Raw genomic sequence first — 17,716 nt, forward strand, 5'->3', positions numbered from 1 at the left:
TGGGGAGGTGGGGATCGGGGCGGCAACCGCGGCCACAAATTGACGAGGGTCGGGGGGGGCAAGCAACACCCCCCCACCCGGACCGTCCGGAACCCGATCCCCGTCAGTGACCGACGGCGTCCTCTTCCGCCTTGCGCCTGAGGTTTTCGGCGACCTCCGCCTGCCACGCCTCATTGGCCTTGGTGGTGTCGACCTCGAACTCGAAGCGCTGCACCGACTTCGGGTCGATGTCGGCGACGTCCACGTAGAACTGCTCGTACCAGCGACGCAGCTGGTAGACCGGCCCGTCCTCCTCGGTCAGCAGCGGATTCTCGATCTTGGACTTGTGCTTCCAGATCTCGACGTCCTGCAGGAAGCCCTCACCGATGCCGACGGTCATCTTCTTCGCGATCCGATCGGCAGAGGCATCGTCGACGCCCTGCGGCTTGCGCACCGACATGCCGTACTGCAGCACGAATGCGTCCTGCGAGATCGGGTAGTGGCAGTTGATCAGCACGGTCTCGAGCTCGAACCCGCTGTAGCTGTTGACCAGCGGATTGACCATGTAGGACGGCCCGAAGTACGAGGCCACCGACTTCAGCGTCGAGTTGCCGCCGTACTGCGTGGCCATGCCCTTGTCCGGGCGCGCCGTGGAGTCCAGGAACTGGGTGGCGACGTGGCCCTCGAAGACGTTCTTGAAGAACGTCGGATACGCGTAGTGGATGTAGAAGAAGTGGGCCATGTCCACGACGTTGTCGATGATCTCGCGACAGTTGGAGCCCTCGATCACCATGGACTCCCAGGTCCACTCGGTCCAGCCGTCGGCAAGCCCCTCGGTGCCCCTACCCTCGGCATCGGTGTACGGGCCCTCGATGTAGGGGATCGTCACCTCGTCCGGCGGCGGGTTGCCCTCGTGGTCGTGCCACACGAAGAGCTGGCCGTTGCGCTCCAAGGTGATCCACGACCGTGTCCGCGCCAGCGGCGGCACCCGCCGCGCGTACGGAATCCCGGTGCACTTCCCATTGCCGCCCCAGCGCCAATCGTGGAACGGGCAGGCGATGGAATCACCTTTGATCTCACCCATACTGAGGTCGCCGCCCAGGTGCCGGCAGTAGGAGTCGAGCGCGTGCAGCTCACCCTTACTGTCGGCGAAGACCACCAGCTTGGTCCCGAAGGCGGAGATCTGATGCGGCTTCCCGTCCCGGAACGACTTCGCGAGCCCGAGGCAATGCCATCCGCGTGCGTACCGCGTGGGCACCTCGCCCACGTCGATCTCCCGCACCTTCCGAACCCGACCCTGCGGCGCCACTGCCATGACGAGCCCCTTCACTACTAAACACTAAAACTAGAACGTGTTCTAATCACGGTCGCTTAATACCGTACAGCCCCCGAGCACCGATCGGAAGTTCCCGGGAAAAGAAGAAGGCCCCGGCACTGAAACGTGCCGGGACCTTCCGAAACCCATTGGGCCAGTTCAGGAAGCCTGTCGGGTCAGTTCAGACCCGCGTACGAGTGCAGACCGCTGACCACGATATTGATGATGAAGAGGTTGAAGAGCATGGCCACGAAACCGGCGATGTTGATCCAGGCGGCCTTGGTGTCGCGCCAGCCGGAGGTGGCACGGGCGTGCAGGTAGGCGGCGTAGAGGACCCAGGCGATGAAGGAGCAGGTCTCCTTGGGGTCCCAGCCCCAGAAGCGGCCCCAGGCGGCCTCGGCCCAGATCGCGCCGAGGATGACGCCGGCGCCGAAGATCGGGAAGCCGATGATGGTGGTGCGGTAGGCGAGCCGGTCCAGCAGCTGGGCGTCGGGGAGGCGGCGGGCCAGCTGGCCGAAGATGGTGTCGGACTCCGCGCCCGCGGGCTGCCAGAGGCGGAACAGGAACAGCAGACTCGCGACGCCGGAGACCAGGAAGACGCCCGAGCCGATCGACACCACGGTGACGTGCACCGGCAGCCAGTAGGACTTGAGGGCCGGGACCACGGGGGCCGCGTCCACGTGCAGCTTGGTGCCCGCCAGGAACAGCAGGATCAGCACCGGCACCAGCAGGAACGACCACATGCCGCGATAGCGCTGGTCGCGCAGCAGGATCAGGCCGAGCAGCACAGCCGCGCCGGTGGCCATCGAGATGAACTCGAACATATTGCCCAGCGGGAAGCGGTGGGTCGCGAAGCCGCGCAGCACGATCGAGACCAGGTGCACGCCGAAGCCCACGAACAGCACCGCGAAGGCCATATTGCCCAGGCGCTCCGAGAAGGGGCGCTCGACCCCGCGCGGCTGCACCTTGCCGGGCACATTGGCGGGCGGCTCGTCGACGATGCCGGAACCGCCTCCGGCCGTGACCAGCTGGCGGGCGGCGGCCGTCGGCACCGTGCGGGTGAGGGCGAACTGCCAGACCAGCATGATCCAGACCAGCGCGTAGATCACGATGGCCGACTTGAACGCGAGATCGCTGTAGGAGGCGATGTTCTCGTCGATCGGCATTACTTCTCTCCCGTCAGCAGCCGCTCACGCAGGCGGTCGAACTCGCCGCCCCACCCGGCCTGGTCGGTGCGGGCCAATCCGCCCATTTCTACTACGGTACGTCGTACCCCGTCGGTTTCGGTATCCGGGTACACCCGCAACCAGATGCGACGGCGCTTCACCAGCAGCGACACCAGCAGGCCCGCCATCATGGTAAGCGCCGACACCAGCACCCATTGCTGCGCCGGATCGTGCGAAACCTGCAGGTTCACAAACTCTTCCGCGCCGTCGAAGGTGACCTTGGTGCCGTCGGTCAGGGTCGCGGACTCACCCGGCTTCAGGTTCACCCGCTGTTCCTTCACCAGGCGGCCCTGCTTGATCATCTCCGGGTCCAGCGCGAACAGCGATTGCGCGCGGCCGGTGTCCAGGCCGGTATCACCCTGGTAGATGTCGATCGCCACCGCGGGATCCTTCATGGCCGGATACATGGAGGTCAGCAGCTGACCGTGCATGAGCGCGGTCGGCGCGAACAGGCCCTGGATCGCCACCTGATGCTTGCGGCGCTCCTCCTCGTTCGGATACATGCCGCCCGGCGGATCGATGCGCAGCACACCCGAGGACAGGAAGGTGGTGGCGTCGTCCGGCTTCCACTGGATGGCCTCGGTGCGGGTCTGGCCGTTCGGGAAGGTCACCGTGAACTTGGGCGCGAAACCGTGGCCCTGCAGGTAGACCCGGTCGCCGGCGACGCGCAGCGGATGGTTCACCTGGATGGCGGTGTCCCGCCAGGTGTCGGAGTTCAGATCCTTACCGGTCTGGTACTGGATGTTCGAGGTGAACATGGACGCCTGGCCGTTCTGCAGGTAGTCGGCCCGGAAGTCCTTGACCCGCACACACATCGGCGCCAGGCCGGTGCCGTCGTTCACATTGCCCGCACGGAACGAGTCGAACACCGCGGGCGAGGTGGTGCAGAAACCCGGGCCGTCATTGGCGAGTACGACCACATTGCCCTCGTAGCCGAACAGCTTGCCGACCGCGATCGCCGCCAGCAGACCGACCAGCGCCAGGTGGAAGACCAGGTTTCCGAGCTCGCGGGTGTAACCCTTCTCCGCCGAAAGAGTCAGTTCCCCTGCGCGATCGCCCGGCTGCACGACCGTGCGCCAGCCGCGCATCTGACCGCGAGCCCGCTCGATCACCTGCTCCGGGGTGGCCGCGTCGGTCCCCGACCAGTGATGCGGCAGGCGAGACAGGTTGCGCGGCGCCTTGACCGGCGGCGTCCGCAGCGCACGGTAGTGGTCCACACAGCGCGGCAGGATGCAGCCCACCAGCGAAATGAACAGCAGCACATACACGGCCGTGAACCAGAAGCTGGAGAACACGTCGAACAGCTGCAGCCGGTCCATCCACGGGCCCAGGGTCGGCCGATTGCGGATGTAGTCGTCGACCTTGCCCGCGTTCAGACTGCGCTGCGGCAGCAGCGCACCCGGGATGGCGGCCAGGGCCAGCAGGAACAGCAGCATCAGCGCGGTGCGCATGCTGGTCAGTCCGCGCCAGGTATTGCGCAGGACGCCGAGTACGCGCCGCAGTGGCGACTGACGCGGCGGACGGACGGGGGCGCTGGGGGTTTCGATGGTGGCAGTCATGTCAGATCGGCAGGGTCACATTCGAGACGAAGGCGTCGCGGACCCAGGAGACGAACTGGTCCCACGCCCCGGTCACCAGGGCGATACCGACGGCCACCAACAGCAGACCGCCCATCACCTGAATGGTGCGGGAATTACGGCGCAACCAGCCGACGCCGCGCAGCGCGGTCGCCGAGCCGAAGGCCAGGATCACGAAGGGCAGGCCCAGGCCCAGGCAGTAGGCCACGATGAGGGCCACGCCGCGGACCGCGGTGGTGCCCTCGGTGCCCGCCGACACCGCCATCACGCCCGACAGCGTCGGACCCAGGCACGGTGTCCAGCCGAGCGCGAAGACCGCGCCCAGCAGCGGAGCCCCGATGAGGCCGCTGAGCCGGCGCGGCTCCATGCGGGTGTCGCGCTGCAGCGCCGGAATGAGACCGATGAACGCCAGGCCCATCACGATGGTCACCACGCCGCCGATGCGCTGCAGCAGATCACGATTGACGTTCAGCACCTGGATCGCGCCGAACACGGTCGCCGAGGCCAGTACGAACACCACGGTGAAGCCCGCCACGAACAGGCCCGCCGCGCCCGCCACCCGCAGGCGCGCGGAATTGCGGCTCGCCACGGCGGTTCTGGTGGTCTTGGCCGATTCCACCGTCACCGGCGGGGCCTCCGCGCCCACCACACCGGCCAGGTACGACAGGTAGCCGGGCACCAGCGGCACCACGCACGGCGAGGCGAACGACACCAGACCGGCCAGCATGCACGCGCCCAGCGCCAGCAGCAGTGGTCCGGTGGCGGCGGTCTGCTGGAACGAATCCCCCACGCTCGCCAGGTAGGTCACGTGGTTCACGCCTGCTCCTGCGCGAGCTTGTCCACCACCGGCTGCAGGTCCTCGGTCAGCAGGGCGCGCAGGAACACCGCCGCCACCCGATGCTGCTTGTCCAGCACGATGGTGGTGGGAATGACGCTGGTGGGGAACTTGCCGCCGAGCGCGAGCAGGCTGCGCATGGACGGGTCGTAGATGGAGGGGTAACCGACCTTGTTGTCGGTCACGAAGTCCTGGGCCTTGTCCTTCTGGTTGTCGCGGACATTGATGCCGAGGAACGCGACACCCTTGTCCTTGCTCGCCTCGTAGACCTGTTCCAGCGCGGGCGCTTCCGCGCGGCACGGGCCACACCACTGGCCCCAGATATTGACGACCACCACCTTGCCGGGGAAATCGTCCACCGACGTGGTCTTGCCGTCGTGCAGCAGATCCGGGCCGGACAGCTTGCCGATGGTGCCGCGCGAGGACGGCGGATCATAGAAGATCTCGGTCTTGCCGCCCGGCGAGACGAAGTCGAAGGTGCCGCCCTGGGCCACCGCGTCCTTGCCCGCCGTCGAACACCCGGCGAGCACGGCCACCACACTCACACCGGCCAGCAACGCCGCGACCCGGCGCAGCGGGCGGCGGGCGGGCCGGGACGCGATGGCGCGGCTCATGCCCCGGTCACCTTGGGATCCGAGGCGCCCGCCGGCTCCGAGTAGACGATGTCGATCAAGGTATCGCCCTGGTAGACAAGCGAAGTCAGCGAGGCGAGCGAGCACTGGCGGTGCCGCGGGTCATGCCACAGCCGCTGCCCCTGCAGGAAGCGGCGCAGCGTCCAGACCGGCAGCTGATGCGAGACCAGCACGGCCTCCCGGCCGGCGGCCTCCACCCGCGCCTTGTTCACCGCGGCCAGCATGCGGTGCGCGATCTGCAGGTACGGCTCACCCCAGGACGGCGTGAACGGGTCGCGCAGCTTCCACCAGTGCCGGGGCTTGCGCAGCGCACCGTCCCCCGCCGAGACCCGCAGCCCCTCGAAGGTATTGCCGGCCTCGATCAGATTGTCGTCGGTCCGGATCACCAGACCGTGGCCCGCCGCAATGGGATCCGCGGTCTCCTGCGCCCGCTGCAGCGGCGACGCCACCACCAGCGCGATGTCATGATCCGCCAGCGACCGCGCCACGGCCTGCGCCTGCGCCCGTCCCGTCACCGACAGCTGGAACCCGGGCAAACGGCCGTACAGGATGCCCTTGGGATTGTGGACCTCGCCGTGCCGCATGACGTGCACGATCGTCTCGAGATCGGCCGCCACGTCACCCGGCAGGATCAACCCGCCCGTGGTGCCGGAGGCCGCGTCGGCACCGGCGGCAGCCGCATCCGAATCGCCCGCGGCCGCGAATACCGTGCCCGATTCACCCGCATCGGGATCGATCTCGACCACGATCTCGGACGAGAACGACGCAACCGGAGCAGCGGATTCACCCGCATCGGAGTCATCCGGATCCGTTTCGGACCCGGCGGTTGCGCCGGAATTGTCGGATTCCATTGGGGCGGAATCGGGTTCGGCCGGGGAGACGGCGATGTGTTCGCCGGTTTCGGCCAGTTCCTCTTCGGCCTGACGGATCGAGTCCAGGAGGCGGGTGGCCTCGGCGGCGGAGAGGGGAACCTCGTGCTGGGTGGGTGCGGGTAGGCCGGAGTCGGGGTGGGCGGAGCTCACGCGGCGGATCCTTCGGGGGTGGCGGCCGCCGCGGCGCGCGCGGCGGCGGGGAGGGCGGCGGCGATGCGGTCGAACGCGTCCTCGTCGAGGGCGGCCGAGACGAACCAGGCTTCGAAGGCGCTCGGCGGCGCGTACACACCGGCATCCAGCAGCGCGTGGAAGAAGGCTGGGAAACGCCAGGTTTCGCTCGCCTTGGCGGCGGCGTAGTCGGTGACCGGGTTCTCGGCGAAGAACACGCTCACCATATTGCCCGCGAATTGCACCCGGTGCGGGACGCTCTCGGCGGTCAGCGCCTCGGTCATGAGCGCGCCCAGCCGCTCGGCGTTCTTGTTCAGCGTCGCGTACACCTGCTCGTCCGCGGCGCGCAGCGTGGCCAGACCCGCGGCCACCGCGACCGGGTTACCCGAGAGGGTGCCCGCCTGATAGACCGGACCCAGCGGCGCCAGGTGATTCATGATGTCGGCGCGCCCGCCGAACGCCGCGGCCGGCAGGCCGCCGCTCATCACCTTGCCGAAGGTGTAGAGGTCACCGGCCACGCCGTCGATGCCGAACCAGCCCGAGTGGCTCACCCGGAACCCGGTCATGACCTCGTCCATGATGAGCAGCGCGCCGTGCTCGGCGGTGAGCCGGCGCAGCCCCTCGTTGAATCCGGCGACCGGCGCGACCGCGCCCATATTGCCCGCCGCGGCCTCGGTGATGACGCACGCGATCTCACCCGGGTAGGCGGCGAACGCGGCGGCCACCGCGTCGAGATCGTTGTAGGGCAGCACGAGGGTGTCGGCCGCCTGCGCACCGGTGACGCCCGGCGAGGTCGGCAGGCCCAGCGTGGCGACGCCCGATCCGGCGTCGGCCAGCAGCGCGTCCACGTGCCCGTGGTAGCAGCCGCTGAACTTGATGATCTTGCCGCGGCCGGTGAAACCGCGCGCCAGCCGGACCGCGCTCATGGTGGCCTCGGTGCCGGAGTTCACCAGCCGCACCCGATCCACCGGAGCGACCCGGCCCGCGATGGCCTCGGCGAGCTCGATTTCCGCCTCGGTCGGCGCGCCGAAGGACAGCCCGCCGGTGGCCGCCCGCTGCACCGCCTCGACCACCGCCGGGTGCGCGTGCCCGAGAATCATCGGGCCCCACGAGCACACCAGGTCGACGTAGTCGTTGCCGTCGGCGTCGGTCAGCGTGCAACCGCGCGCGGAGGCGATGAACCGCGGCGTGCCGCCCACGGAGTTGAACGCACGCACGGGCGAATTCACGCCACCCGGGATGACCGCCGCGGCGCGTTCGAAAAGTTGGGCTGAGACCGGGACCGACACCTGGCTCGCACGCGGAGAAGAACTCACGGCACCCAGTCTCTCAGCCGCCCCTGCCCCCGTCGACGACAGGGTGTAGTCGAGTGGCCCTTCCCACAGCCAACCCGCCATCCTCGCACCCCGATACGAACACCGCATCCCGAAGGCGGCCCGGCCGCCCACCCCGGCACCCGAGCCCTCGCTGCCGATACCGCCTCCGCCGAACTCCCCGCAGCATCGGCCGAACCATCGGGTGGCCTGACCGCGACGATGGTGAACGGCCTGGTGCCGGGTCCGCGGGGTGCGGCGCGACCGTCAACCGCTACCTGGCACGCAATTGCCTATGGCGGTTCAACCGCGAGCTGCCCGGGCATTACATACCCGCGGGTCCTCTCCCAGCCCGCAGCCGCGGGACTCCGAATTGCAGTGCGCGGACTCCGATGTGGGCTCACTGGGACGGTGAGGCAACACGCCGGAGTCCAGTTTCGTACAACGTTATTCGCTACACGTTTGCTAGTGCGTAATGTCTCGACGCAGGAGACGGCTTGGGAGAGAGGGCGGGACGTATGCGGGTCGTTCGAATCGGGGTTGGGATCGTCGCGGTGACGGCCGGGCTCGCCGCCGGGGCCGGCGTCGCGGCAGCGGCGGAGCCGGTGGTGCAGGTCGATCAGGGGCGGCTGGGGGTGACGCTGTCCCACAGTGAGACCGCCGCGCTGGCCGATGGTCCCGTGCCCGCGGTGATCAGCATGGTCGTGCCGCTGAACCGGATGGGGGCGGGCCTGCGGCCCGACACCAGCATCTACAAGGACGACAAGGGTGGCGTGCACGCCTCGCTCCGGCAGGTGATCGCGGAGGCCGCCGATCATCCAGACGGCAACGTCGCGATCTTCCTCGATCTGCCGGGCAGCCGGAGCGGACGTGTGCTGGATATTTACCAGAACTGGGACTGAGGCTTTCGCATCAGCGGGAGCCCAGCCCTCGCGTAAGCGGGGCTGACACCTTTTTCCGCAGCGGAGACGGCGGCGCGGTCTGCGGTCGCGCCGCCGCGACCCGTTACGGGAGCGGAATCCCCAGGCAGAACGCCGCCCATCCGGTGGACAGCAGGCAACTCAGCTGGGGCGGTAGTAGGTCTTGCCAGGACAGCGCGACCGGGTGTGACCGGTAATCCGGGACGGCATCGACCGGAGCGGCGGCGGCCGGAGCCACCGCCACGACGCCGACGACCCCCGTGGCCAGCACCGCGGTGGCGATGCGTTTCACGAGATCTGTGCGCTTCATGCCCATGATTCTCCGCGACCGCCCGGACGCCTCCAAGGCGAATCCGGACTTCGCACCCCCCCGCGTGGCGTGTCGCGAAAAGCTCAGCGCGCGAACCGAACCGCACGCGCCACCACGTCGATCAGCGCCAGCCCCGACATGATGGCCAGCACCGCGCACCCCGCCAGCCAGGGCCCGATGTACCGCGTCGCGGTGAACGCGGGCACCTCACCCTGAGGCTTGAAGACAGTGGTCCGAATCCCGTTGTGCCAGCACCACACCGCCGCCACCACCAGCACCGGCACCAGCACGAATTCGGCGAATACGGTCAGCCATCGCATCACAGCGCTTCCTTCCGCTCGTCATCCGACCCGCGCTCGTCATCGGTTCCGGGCTCGTCATCGGTTCCGGGCTCGTCATCGGTACCGCGCGCCCGCTCCAACGCGGCTGTCAACTCGGCGCGCAGCGTGACGTGATCCCGCGCCCACGCCTGCACCAGCCGCCCGTCGGTCAGCTTCAGCCCGATTCCCTTGCGCCGCCGCGGTACTCCGGTCAGCTCGCCCAGCGCCCGCGCCGACTGCCAGTCCTCATACTCCCAGGACTCGTCGTCTTCCTCCGGCAGCACCTCGGCGATGTCGCGCAGCGGCACCACCTCCGTGCCCTCGCGCAGTTGCTCCGGCGTCAGCTCGACACTGATGTGCCGCTTGCCCGCCACCACCTGCAACCACACGAATCCGGCCAGCAGCACCGCGCAGAAGACCAGCCCGAACCAGTGGATGGCGCCACCCCGGATCAGCTCGATGACCAGGATGATCGCGCACAGCGCGGGTCCGTAGGCGATGGTCCGCCAGCGCGCACCGGGCTCGGAGAACAGCACGGCCCCGGGGGTGTTGATGGCCTCACTCATAGGTCGAGCGTAAAGATCGTGGATTCGCTCAGCGGGCCAGGCCCGGAATCAACAGCACGGCGAGGGTGAGCAGCCCGAACAGAAACAGCAGACTCAGCACCAGCACATCGCGCCGCAGGCTGTGCGGCTGCTGGATCACCACTCGCATCGTTGCCTCCGCCTTCCCGGAGCCGAACGCGCCATAACACAACGTATGACGACAGGCACCCGGTTCCCGAATTCTCTGTGACTGCCCTCACCATACCCGCTAGTACGCTTGTCACAAACTCAGGCGTTCCTACTGCGGTCCGGGACGGAAGAATGCCTCGGATTCGCTTCGATAGCACAGGAATACGGCCCCGCCCGCCAGCACCGCCGCCACGATTCCAGCCCCGCCGGCGACCAGCGCGGCCGCACCCTCCTTGACCCCGATGCCGAACAGCGTGCCCGCCGCGCCGAGCACCAGGAAGACGCCGAACCCGGTGAGAAGCGCTCGCGCCCAGGCCTTTCCGCGTCCCAGCTGGTACACCACCGCCACTCCGGCGCCGGTCAGCACCAGCCAGACCACGCCGACCAGGATGAACACGATCGCCATCCAGGCCTGCACCTGTGCCAGCGTCACGGTCGGCTGCTGCTCCTTGACCTGGTCGAACATCTGCTGCGCCAGATCCTGCCGCTGCCCGAACTGCGTCACCAGCGAGGCGATCAACTGCACCAGGCCGACAGCTAATGTGAGATACCAGAGTTGGCAGGCGGTGCGCACGTCTTCCGGGGCCGGGCGCGAAATACCCGGCGGGACCATCGGATTCACGATCGGAGCTACTCGGCCACGCTCACGACAGCCAGTGCGCGGCCTCGGTGGCCCAGTAGGTCAGCACCATGTCCGCGCCCGCGCGCCGAATGCTGAGCAGCGACTCCAGCACCGCGCCCTTGCGATCGATCCAGCCGTGCTGGGCGGCCGCGGTGATCATGGCGTACTCACCGGAGATCTGATAGGCCGCCACCGGCACCGTGGAGCGGTCCGCGACCTCGCGCAGAATGTCCAGATACGACATGGCGGGCTTCACCATGACGATGTCCGCGCCCTCGAGCAGATCCAGCTCCAGCTCACGAATTGCCTCGCGGCGGTTCGCCGCATCCTGCTGATAGGTGCGCCGATCCCCCTGCAGCGAGGAGCCGACGGCCTCCCGGAAGGGACCGTAGAAGGCCGAGGCGTACTTGGCCGCGTAGGCGAGGATGCCGGTGTCGGAGTACCCGGCGTCGTCCAGGCCCGCACGGATCGCGGCCACCTGGCCATCCATCATGCCGCTGGTGCCGAGCAGGTCCGCGCCGGTTTCGGCCTGCGCCAACGCCATTTCGACGTAGCGGGTCAGCGTGGCGTCGTTGTCGACCGCGCCGCTGTCGTCGAGCACACCGCAGTGGCCGTGGTCGGTGAACTCGTCGAGGCAGGTGTCGGCCATGACCACGGTCGATCCGCCGACCTCGTGCACCAGCGCGCGCAGGCCGCGGTTCAGGATCCCGTCCGGATCGCTGGCGGCACTCCCCTGCGCGTCCTTGTCCTCCGGCTTGGGCACGCCGAACAGCATGAGCCCGCCCACGCCGGCGGCCACCGCCTCCACGGCCGCCTTCCGCAGCGAGTCCATCGAGTGCTGGAAAACGCCTGGCATGGAGGAGATCTCGTGCGGTTCGCCGATCCCGTCGGCGACGAACATGGGCAGAATCAGATGCCGCGGCTCCAGGCTGGTCTCGGCGACGAGCCGACGCATGGCGGGAGTACGGCGCAACCGCCGAGGGCGGTCCATTCCGGTCATGTTCGCATGATATGCCCGCCCTTCGACCCGGGTGCGCGCGCCTCCGCGGCCGGGCCGCGCCGCACCGTCACGGCCATCGGGTCGCATCGCCAAAGTCATTGTGAGCAGCCGATTTTGTCGGTGGGGACGAGTAGAATCGAAGATGTGTTCGAAGGAGTCGCGCCGCCGATACGGGGTGCGGATCCGGATCGCGACGGGAGGAATGGTCGTGCTCGCAGCTGTTACCAGCATGTCCGACAAGGTGAACCGGGCCGGCGAAGTGCCGAAGAAGGGGGACGTGATCGATCACGCGTGGCGGCCGCTGTCCAAACAGCCGCTGCCCGCAGGGCGGCCGCGGTCGTGGTACATCTCGCACAATCGCAGGTTGAAGGCTATGCGGCTGGCCATCGCGCTACTGGACTCCGGCTCCTTCAGCCCGGATCAGGCCACCAATGAAAACATCCGCCACACAGCGGAAGTCATCGGCGTGCACCGGCCCTCGGACGCCACCTGCCGCATGGTCCGCCGCCTGATGGCAGCGCAACGCTGACAACGGTGGAGGCTCTCCGAGGCCGCGCAAGAGACTTCGGAGAACCTCCGCCGCGCACGGCGGCCGCTAGGAGACCAGGCAGCCGGTGCCGGTGGTGCCCGGGGTACCCGAGCCGGTGGTCAGGCACTTCAGCAGGAATTGCAGCGTGTTCACGGCTGCGCTACCGGAGCTGGTGGCATCGATCGGTGCGACCGCGGTGGTCTGAACCGCGGCCGGGGCCTGCTCCAGCGGTACGGGCGCCGCCGACGCCGCGGCCGGGGACAGCACCGCGAGGGCGATCCCGGACATCGCGATCAGGCCGACTGCCGTGCGCTTCATAGACGTTCACCTTTCGAAGATCGAATGCTGAACGCAGCGTATGCATTTCGGTTCGAAATGGAACGCCAGCACTTTCATGGGCATCCACCCAGCGAACGCGAAATGCCACGGGCCCCGCATCATTGGATGCGGGGCCCGGTTCCGGCCGGCGAACACGGCGATACCGCCGGGCCCGGCCGCGAGCGCTAGCGGCTGCGGCGGCTCTTCTTGCGGGGCGGGGGCAGCAGGCCCTCGGCGCGCAGATGGGCGGCGTGCTCGGCGAGTGCCTCGACGAGCGGGCCGACCTGAGCGATTTCGGGCTGCACGTCCACGCGCAGGCCGAATTCGATTGCGGTCTCGGCCGTCTTGGGGCCGATGCAGGCCACGATGGTGCGGGCGTGCGGCTTGCCGGCGATTCCGACCAGGTTCCGGACGGTGGAGGACGAGGTGAACAGCACCGCGTCGAAACCGCCGGTCTTGATCATCTCGCGGGTCTCCGCGGGCGGCGGCGACGCACGCACGGTGCGGTAGGCGGTGACGTCGTCGATCTCCCAGCCGCGGTCGCGCAGGCCCTCGGCGAGGGTCTCGGTGGCGATGTCCGCGCGCGGCAGCAGCACCCGGTTGACCGGGTCGAAAACGTCGTCGTAGGGCGGGAAGTCGGCCAGCAGGCCCTCGGAGGACTGCTCACCGCTGGGCACCAGCTCCGGGTTGATGCCGAAGGAGCGCACCTTCTCCGCGGTGGCCTCACCGACGCAGGCGATCTTCACGCCGCTGAAAGCGCGGGCGTCCAGGCCGAATTCGCCGAACTTCTCCCACACCGCGCGCACCGCGTTGGTGGAGGTGAACACCACCCACTGGTAGCGGCCGTCGACCAGACCCTTGACCGCGCGCTCCATCTGCGCCGGACTGCGCGGCGGCTCGACCGCGATGGTCGGCACCTCCATCGGGATGGCACCGTGCATGACGAGCTTCTCGCTCATCTCACCGGCCTGCTCCTTGGTGCGCGGCACCAGCACGGTCCAGCCGTACAGGGCCCGCGACTCCCACCAGGAGGTCTTGGCGCGCTTCTCCACCTCCTTGCCGACCGTGACCACCAGCGGGCCGACCAGTTCGGAGGCGGCATTGTTCAGCGTCGCCAGCGTGGCGTCGATGGTGCGCTGCTGCCGGGTGGTGCCGCGCACGGTCACCGCGACCGGGGTCTGCGGCGCCATGCCGTGCTCGACCAGCGCCGACGCGGTCTCGGCCAGATGCCCGGAGGTGGCGTGCAGCACCAGCGGACCCGGCGCGGCCGCCACGGCCGCCCAGTCCACCTCGCCGCGCACATCCACCTCGGTGTGGCTGGAACCGATTTCGATGCCCGCGTAGGCGGGGACGGTGGTGCCGGCCGAAAGCCCCGGCAGCACCTCGAAGTTCAGGTGCGAACGGGTGACGGCGTTGATCTCGTGGATGACCGAATCGGTGGTCATCGGGTCGCCGGAGACCAGGCGCACCACGTCGGAACCATTGCGTGCCTCGGCGATCAGCGTCTTGGCCACCTCGGCGGCGTCACCGAGCGCGGGACGCACGTCGACGGGACGGGTCCCGTCGGGGTTCTCCTCGACCGCGGTGCCGATCAGGGCGAGCACGCCCTTGTCGACATCGGGATCGGTGAACGCCAGCGTCGCCCGGCCGAGCACCTCGCGGGCCCGCACGGTGAGCAGCGCCGGGTCACCAGGCCCGGACCCCACGAAAAGGATCCGACCGGGATTCTTCTTCGTCACTCGGCTCATCGTTGGTTCTCCATTGGGCTGGGATTGCTGTCGTCGGTGAGCTCAGCGGGCTCCTCTGTGACGCTGAGCAGGTCGCGCGCCCCCAGCTCCAAGAGCTCGCGCGCCAGTGCCCGACCCAGGTCCGCGGCATCCGCGACCGAGCCGACCACTGAAGCCCGGATCACATCCGAGCCGTCGATCGCCGCCGCGCAGGCGCGCAGCGACAACTCCTCCACCACCCGGCCGTCGTCGTCGAGCGATTCGACGACCTCCGCCAGCGCACCGATCGGTGCGGTACAGCCGGCCTCCAGTTCGGCCAGCAATGCCCGCTCCGCGGTGATCGCGGCACGGGTGCCGAGATCGTCGAGAGCCGACAGGATGGTCACGAGTTCGGTATCGGCGCTGCGGCATTCGACCGCCAGCGCGCCCTGCGCCGGGGCCGGCAGCATCTGCACCGGTTCGAGCGATTCGGTGACGGCGTCGAGGCGGTCGATGCGGGCCAGCCCGGCCCGCGCCACCACGACGGCATCCAATTCACCGGAAGTAACTTTGGAGATGCGGGTGTCGAGATTGCCGCGCAACGGCACGATCTCGATGCCCAGGCCCAGCGCCTTCAACTGCGCGGACCGGCGCGGCGCGGAGGTGCCGACCTTCGCGCCCGCGGGCAGCTCACCGAGCACCAGGCCGTCACGCGCCACCAGCGCGTCGCGCGGATCCTGGCGGGCCGGGATGGCCGCGATGTCGAAGCGCGGATCCTGCGCGGTCGGCAGGTCCTTGTAGGAGTGCACCGCGATGTCGACCGTGCCCGCGGCCAATTCCTCGCGCAGCGCGGCGGTGAAGACACCCACCCCGATCTTCTGCACCGGATCGGTGGCGTTCTGGTCACCGGCGGTCTTCACGATGACCAGCTCGGCCTGCTGGCCGTTGGCGATCAGGGCGTCGCGCACATGCCCGGCCTGGGTGAGGGCCAGCAGACTGCCGCGGGTACCGATGCGCCAGGGCGCCTCGACGGTTCCGCGGCCAACAATCCGCTCCGTGGAGGGGACGGTTGTTTCGTTCTCGTGCACCATTGCTCCGGTCATGCGGTGTGCCCCTGTTCGTCGCCCGGGTGAGCGGCGGTGAAATCGTCGGCCAGTTCGCCCTGCAGGGCGGAAATCTCCATCGGCGCGGCAACCGCTTGTGCCGCACCGGGTTTCAGTTCGAAAAGCTCGCGCAGCGCCTCGGCGTAGCTGTCGCCGCCGGGCGTGGACGCCAGCTGTTTGACCCGCACCGTCGGCGCGTGCAGCAGCTTGTCGACCACCCGTCGCACGGTACGGGCCACCTCGTCGCGTTCGGTGGATTCGAGTCCCGGTAGTCGGGAATCCAGCCGGAGCAGCTCGGCCTCGACCACGTCGGCGGCCATCTGGCGCAGCGCGGCCACGGTCGGGGTGACCTCGGCCATGCGCTGTCCGGCAAGGTATTTCGCGAGTTCGTCGGCGACGATGGTGCGCGCGGCGGCGGTGTCGTCGGCGGCCGCGCCGGCCGACGGATCGCGCTGCAGCGTCTCCATGTCGATGACGGTCACGCCCGGCAGCCCGGCCACCGCGTGGTCCACATCGCGGGGCAGGCCCAGATCGCAGATCACCAACTCCTCCGAGCCGGTCTTGGCGGCCAGCGCGCGATGCACGTCCGCCAGCGTCACCACGGCGCCGACCGCGCCGGTACAGGTGACGACCACATCGGCGGCGGCCATCGCCTCGGTCAGCCGGTCCATCTCGATGGCCTCGGCCGGCACGCCGTGCATGGTGGTGGCCGTATTGGCCAGGCGCTGCGCCTTTTCCAGCGTCCGGTTCACCACCAGGATCTTCGCCGCCCCGCCGCGTGCCAGCTGCGCCACCGCGAGCCCGCCCATGGCGCCCGCACCCAGCACCAGCGCGGTGCGGCCCGCCAGCGGACCCAGCACCATGCGCGCGCGATCCAGCGCGACCGACACCACCGACGCGCCCGCGCGGTCGATCCCGGTCTCGGAGTGCACCCGCTTGCCCACCCGCAGCGCGTGCTGGGCCAGCTCGTGCAGGGTGCGCCCGGCGGCCTGCTGCGCGTCGGAGGCGGCGTAGGCGGCCCGGATCTGGCTCAGCACCTGCTGCTCGCCGACCACCATGGAGTCCAGGCCCGAGGCCACCGCGAACAGGTGCTCGGCCGCGGCCTCCGCGTAGCGCACATACGCGTGCTTGGTGAGCTCCGGCAGCGGCAGACCCGAATGCTTGGTGAGCAATTCGCCGATCTCGCCCAGCGCCGGGTGGAAGGCGTCGACGACCGCGTAGACCTCGATGCGGTTGCAGGTGGAGACGATCATCGCCTCGGAGACGTGGCTGGAGGCCAGCATCTTGTCGGTCAGCTTGGGCCGGTCGGTCTCCGTGATGGCGATCTTCTCGAGCACCGACACCGGTGCGCTGCGATGCGAGATCCCGACGAGAAGAACACTCATGGCTGGACCACCGCTCCCTTGCTGGTTGTCATCGGTACCCGGGGCATCAGGCTCCCGGCGGCCGCGCTCATCGCTTCCTCTGCGGCCGATTCCGCGCTGCGGGCCCGCTCGAACGACAGCAATTGCATCTCCACCGCGAGATCGACGCGCCGCACCTCGACGGTGGCGGGGGCCTCGAGCGCCAGGGCGGAGAAGCTCAGAATGCACTGCATGCCGGCCTCGACCAGCAGATCGCAGACGCCCTGCGCGGCCGCGTCCGGCACCGCGATGACGGCGATGGTGGGCTCCAGAGTGTCCACGGCATCGGCCATTTCGGTGACATCGCGAACGACCAGTCCGCACACCGTCGTGCCGATCACCGCCGGATCGTTGTCGAACAGCCCGACCATGGCGAACCCGCGGCGGCGGAAACCGCCGTAGCCGACCAGCGCCCGGCCCAGATGACCGGCTCCGACCAGCACCACCCGGTGCCCCTCGGACAGGCCGAGCACATCCTCGATGCGGTCGCGCAGCTTGATCACGTCATAGCCCACGCCGCGAACGCCATTGGGCCCCAGGAAGGAAAGATCCTTGCGCAACTTCGCCGAACCGACACCCGCCGCGACAGCCAGTTCCTCACTCGATACGATGGCTACACCGTCGTCGGCGAGTACGGCGAGCACGCGGAGATAGGTGGCCAGCCGGGCCACCGTGGCCTGCGGGATGTCCTTCTGCAGAGCCTTGGAGACGCCAGTCGGCGGCGTCTCGTGCTGCTCTGTCACGTCGCTTGCGCTCCTCGTCCGGCCGGGGGTGAGTGTCCGGGTTCTCTTGTCGACCCGACGCCGGGAGACCGTCGCGGTCCTTGCAGGCGAG

Annotated in this window: 19 protein-coding genes; 2 read left to right on the forward strand and 17 right to left on the reverse strand. The window is 68.9% G+C overall.

The genetic code is table 11. The features are described from left to right. Positions 1–103: 103 nt before the first annotated feature. The 7 genes from ACFXN1_RS22635 to hemL all read right to left on the reverse strand — a co-directional run bounded on the left by ACFXN1_RS22635 (position 104) and on the right by hemL (position 7,920). Complete coding sequence (locus ACFXN1_RS22635; RefSeq protein ID WP_379438202.1) at positions 104–1,294, reverse strand: Rieske 2Fe-2S domain-containing protein; 1,191 nt, start codon at positions 1,292–1,294, stop codon at positions 104–106. 176 nt (positions 1,295–1,470) lie between these two features. Then, complete coding sequence (gene ccsB, locus ACFXN1_RS22640; protein WP_379389246.1) at positions 1,471–2,460, reverse strand: c-type cytochrome biogenesis protein CcsB; 990 nt, start codon at positions 2,458–2,460, stop codon at positions 1,471–1,473. Further along, positions 2,460–4,079, reverse strand: coding sequence for a cytochrome c biogenesis protein ResB (locus tag ACFXN1_RS22645; protein WP_379438200.1), 1,620 nt, complete (start codon positions 4,077–4,079; stop codon positions 2,460–2,462). The genes ccsB and ACFXN1_RS22645 overlap by 1 nt, the downstream gene beginning before the upstream one ends. Before the next feature lies 1 nt (position 4,080). Next, the gene (locus ACFXN1_RS22650) at positions 4,081–4,905 is read right to left on the reverse strand and encodes a cytochrome c biogenesis CcdA family protein (protein WP_379399603.1); all 825 of its coding nucleotides are present in this window, start codon (positions 4,903–4,905) and stop codon (positions 4,081–4,083) included. A gap of 5 nt (positions 4,906–4,910) precedes the next feature. Next, positions 4,911–5,546 carry a TlpA disulfide reductase family protein gene (locus tag ACFXN1_RS22655; RefSeq protein WP_379438199.1) on the reverse strand — a complete coding sequence of 212 codons (636 nt, stop codon included), beginning with the start codon at positions 5,544–5,546 and terminating at the stop codon, positions 4,911–4,913. Beyond that, positions 5,543–6,148, reverse strand: coding sequence for a histidine phosphatase family protein (locus ACFXN1_RS22660; RefSeq protein ID WP_354847158.1), 606 nt, complete (start codon positions 6,146–6,148; stop codon positions 5,543–5,545). Before ACFXN1_RS22660 ends, ACFXN1_RS22655 begins: the two co-directional genes overlap by 4 nt. Positions 6,149–6,582: 434 nt before the next feature. Next, positions 6,583–7,920 carry a glutamate-1-semialdehyde 2,1-aminomutase gene (gene hemL / locus ACFXN1_RS22665; RefSeq protein WP_379438197.1) on the reverse strand — a complete coding sequence of 446 codons (1,338 nt, stop codon included), beginning with the start codon at positions 7,918–7,920 and terminating at the stop codon, positions 6,583–6,585. 551 nt (positions 7,921–8,471) lie between these two features. On the opposite strand from hemL, the gene ACFXN1_RS22670 reads away from it, so the two are divergent. Next, on the forward strand, positions 8,472–8,819 hold the full coding sequence (locus tag ACFXN1_RS22670; protein WP_379463664.1) for a hypothetical protein: 348 nt from the start codon (positions 8,472–8,474) through the stop codon (positions 8,817–8,819). A 103-nt stretch (positions 8,820–8,922) separates the two neighbouring features. Here ACFXN1_RS22670 and ACFXN1_RS22675 read toward each other — a convergent pair whose 3' ends face one another. From ACFXN1_RS22675 to hemB, 5 genes are all read right to left on the reverse strand, one after another. Continuing rightward, positions 8,923–9,147, reverse strand: coding sequence for a hypothetical protein (locus ACFXN1_RS22675; RefSeq protein ID WP_379438194.1), 225 nt, complete (start codon positions 9,145–9,147; stop codon positions 8,923–8,925). Between the two features lie 83 nt (positions 9,148–9,230). After that, positions 9,231–9,467 carry a hypothetical protein gene (locus tag ACFXN1_RS22680; RefSeq protein WP_379438193.1) on the reverse strand — a complete coding sequence of 79 codons (237 nt, stop codon included), beginning with the start codon at positions 9,465–9,467 and terminating at the stop codon, positions 9,231–9,233. Further along, positions 9,467–10,033 (reverse strand): hypothetical protein, encoded by a 567-nt coding sequence (locus ACFXN1_RS22685; protein WP_379438191.1) that lies wholly within the window; start codon positions 10,031–10,033, stop codon positions 9,467–9,469. The genes ACFXN1_RS22680 and ACFXN1_RS22685 overlap by 1 nt, the downstream gene beginning before the upstream one ends. A gap of 277 nt (positions 10,034–10,310) precedes the next feature. Next, the gene (locus ACFXN1_RS22690) at positions 10,311–10,823 is read right to left on the reverse strand and encodes a hypothetical protein (protein WP_379438190.1); all 513 of its coding nucleotides are present in this window, start codon (positions 10,821–10,823) and stop codon (positions 10,311–10,313) included. Positions 10,824–10,845: 22 nt separating this feature from the next. Next, on the reverse strand, positions 10,846–11,823 hold the full coding sequence (gene hemB / locus ACFXN1_RS22695; protein ID WP_364620156.1) for a porphobilinogen synthase: 978 nt from the start codon (positions 11,821–11,823) through the stop codon (positions 10,846–10,848). 208 nt (positions 11,824–12,031) lie between these two features. Between hemB and ACFXN1_RS22700 the strand changes: the two genes are divergently transcribed. Continuing rightward, the gene (locus ACFXN1_RS22700; protein ID WP_354846878.1) at positions 12,032–12,352 is read left to right on the forward strand and encodes a hypothetical protein; all 321 of its coding nucleotides are present in this window, start codon (positions 12,032–12,034) and stop codon (positions 12,350–12,352) included. 66 nt (positions 12,353–12,418) lie between these two features. On the opposite strand, the gene ACFXN1_RS22705 is transcribed toward ACFXN1_RS22700, so the two are convergent. The 5 genes from ACFXN1_RS22705 to ACFXN1_RS22725 form a co-directional block, all read right to left on the reverse strand. After that, a complete protein-coding gene (locus ACFXN1_RS22705) occupies positions 12,419–12,670 on the reverse strand; it encodes a hypothetical protein (protein ID WP_379438188.1) in 252 nt (83 codons plus the stop codon). A gap of 185 nt (positions 12,671–12,855) precedes the next feature. Beyond that, positions 12,856–14,418: a uroporphyrinogen-III synthase gene (locus ACFXN1_RS22710; protein ID WP_379389237.1), complete on the reverse strand. Its 1,563-nt coding sequence runs from the start codon at positions 14,416–14,418 to the stop codon at positions 12,856–12,858. Beyond that, the gene (gene hemC, locus ACFXN1_RS22715; RefSeq protein ID WP_379399550.1) at positions 14,415–15,479 is read right to left on the reverse strand and encodes a hydroxymethylbilane synthase; all 1,065 of its coding nucleotides are present in this window, start codon (positions 15,477–15,479) and stop codon (positions 14,415–14,417) included. Before hemC ends, ACFXN1_RS22710 begins: the two co-directional genes overlap by 4 nt. Next, the gene (locus ACFXN1_RS22720; protein WP_379438187.1) at positions 15,476–16,864 is read right to left on the reverse strand and encodes a glutamyl-tRNA reductase; all 1,389 of its coding nucleotides are present in this window, start codon (positions 16,862–16,864) and stop codon (positions 15,476–15,478) included. Before ACFXN1_RS22720 ends, hemC begins: the two co-directional genes overlap by 4 nt. Beyond that, complete coding sequence (locus ACFXN1_RS22725) at positions 16,861–17,625, reverse strand: redox-sensing transcriptional repressor Rex (RefSeq protein ID WP_379399552.1); 765 nt, start codon at positions 17,623–17,625, stop codon at positions 16,861–16,863. The genes ACFXN1_RS22720 and ACFXN1_RS22725 overlap by 4 nt, the downstream gene beginning before the upstream one ends. Between the last annotated feature and the right edge of the window lie 91 nt (positions 17,626–17,716).

The sequence above is a fragment of the Nocardia sp. NPDC059154 genome (assembly GCF_042755705.1).
Classification (GTDB): Bacteria; Actinomycetota; Actinomycetes; order Mycobacteriales; family Mycobacteriaceae; genus Nocardia.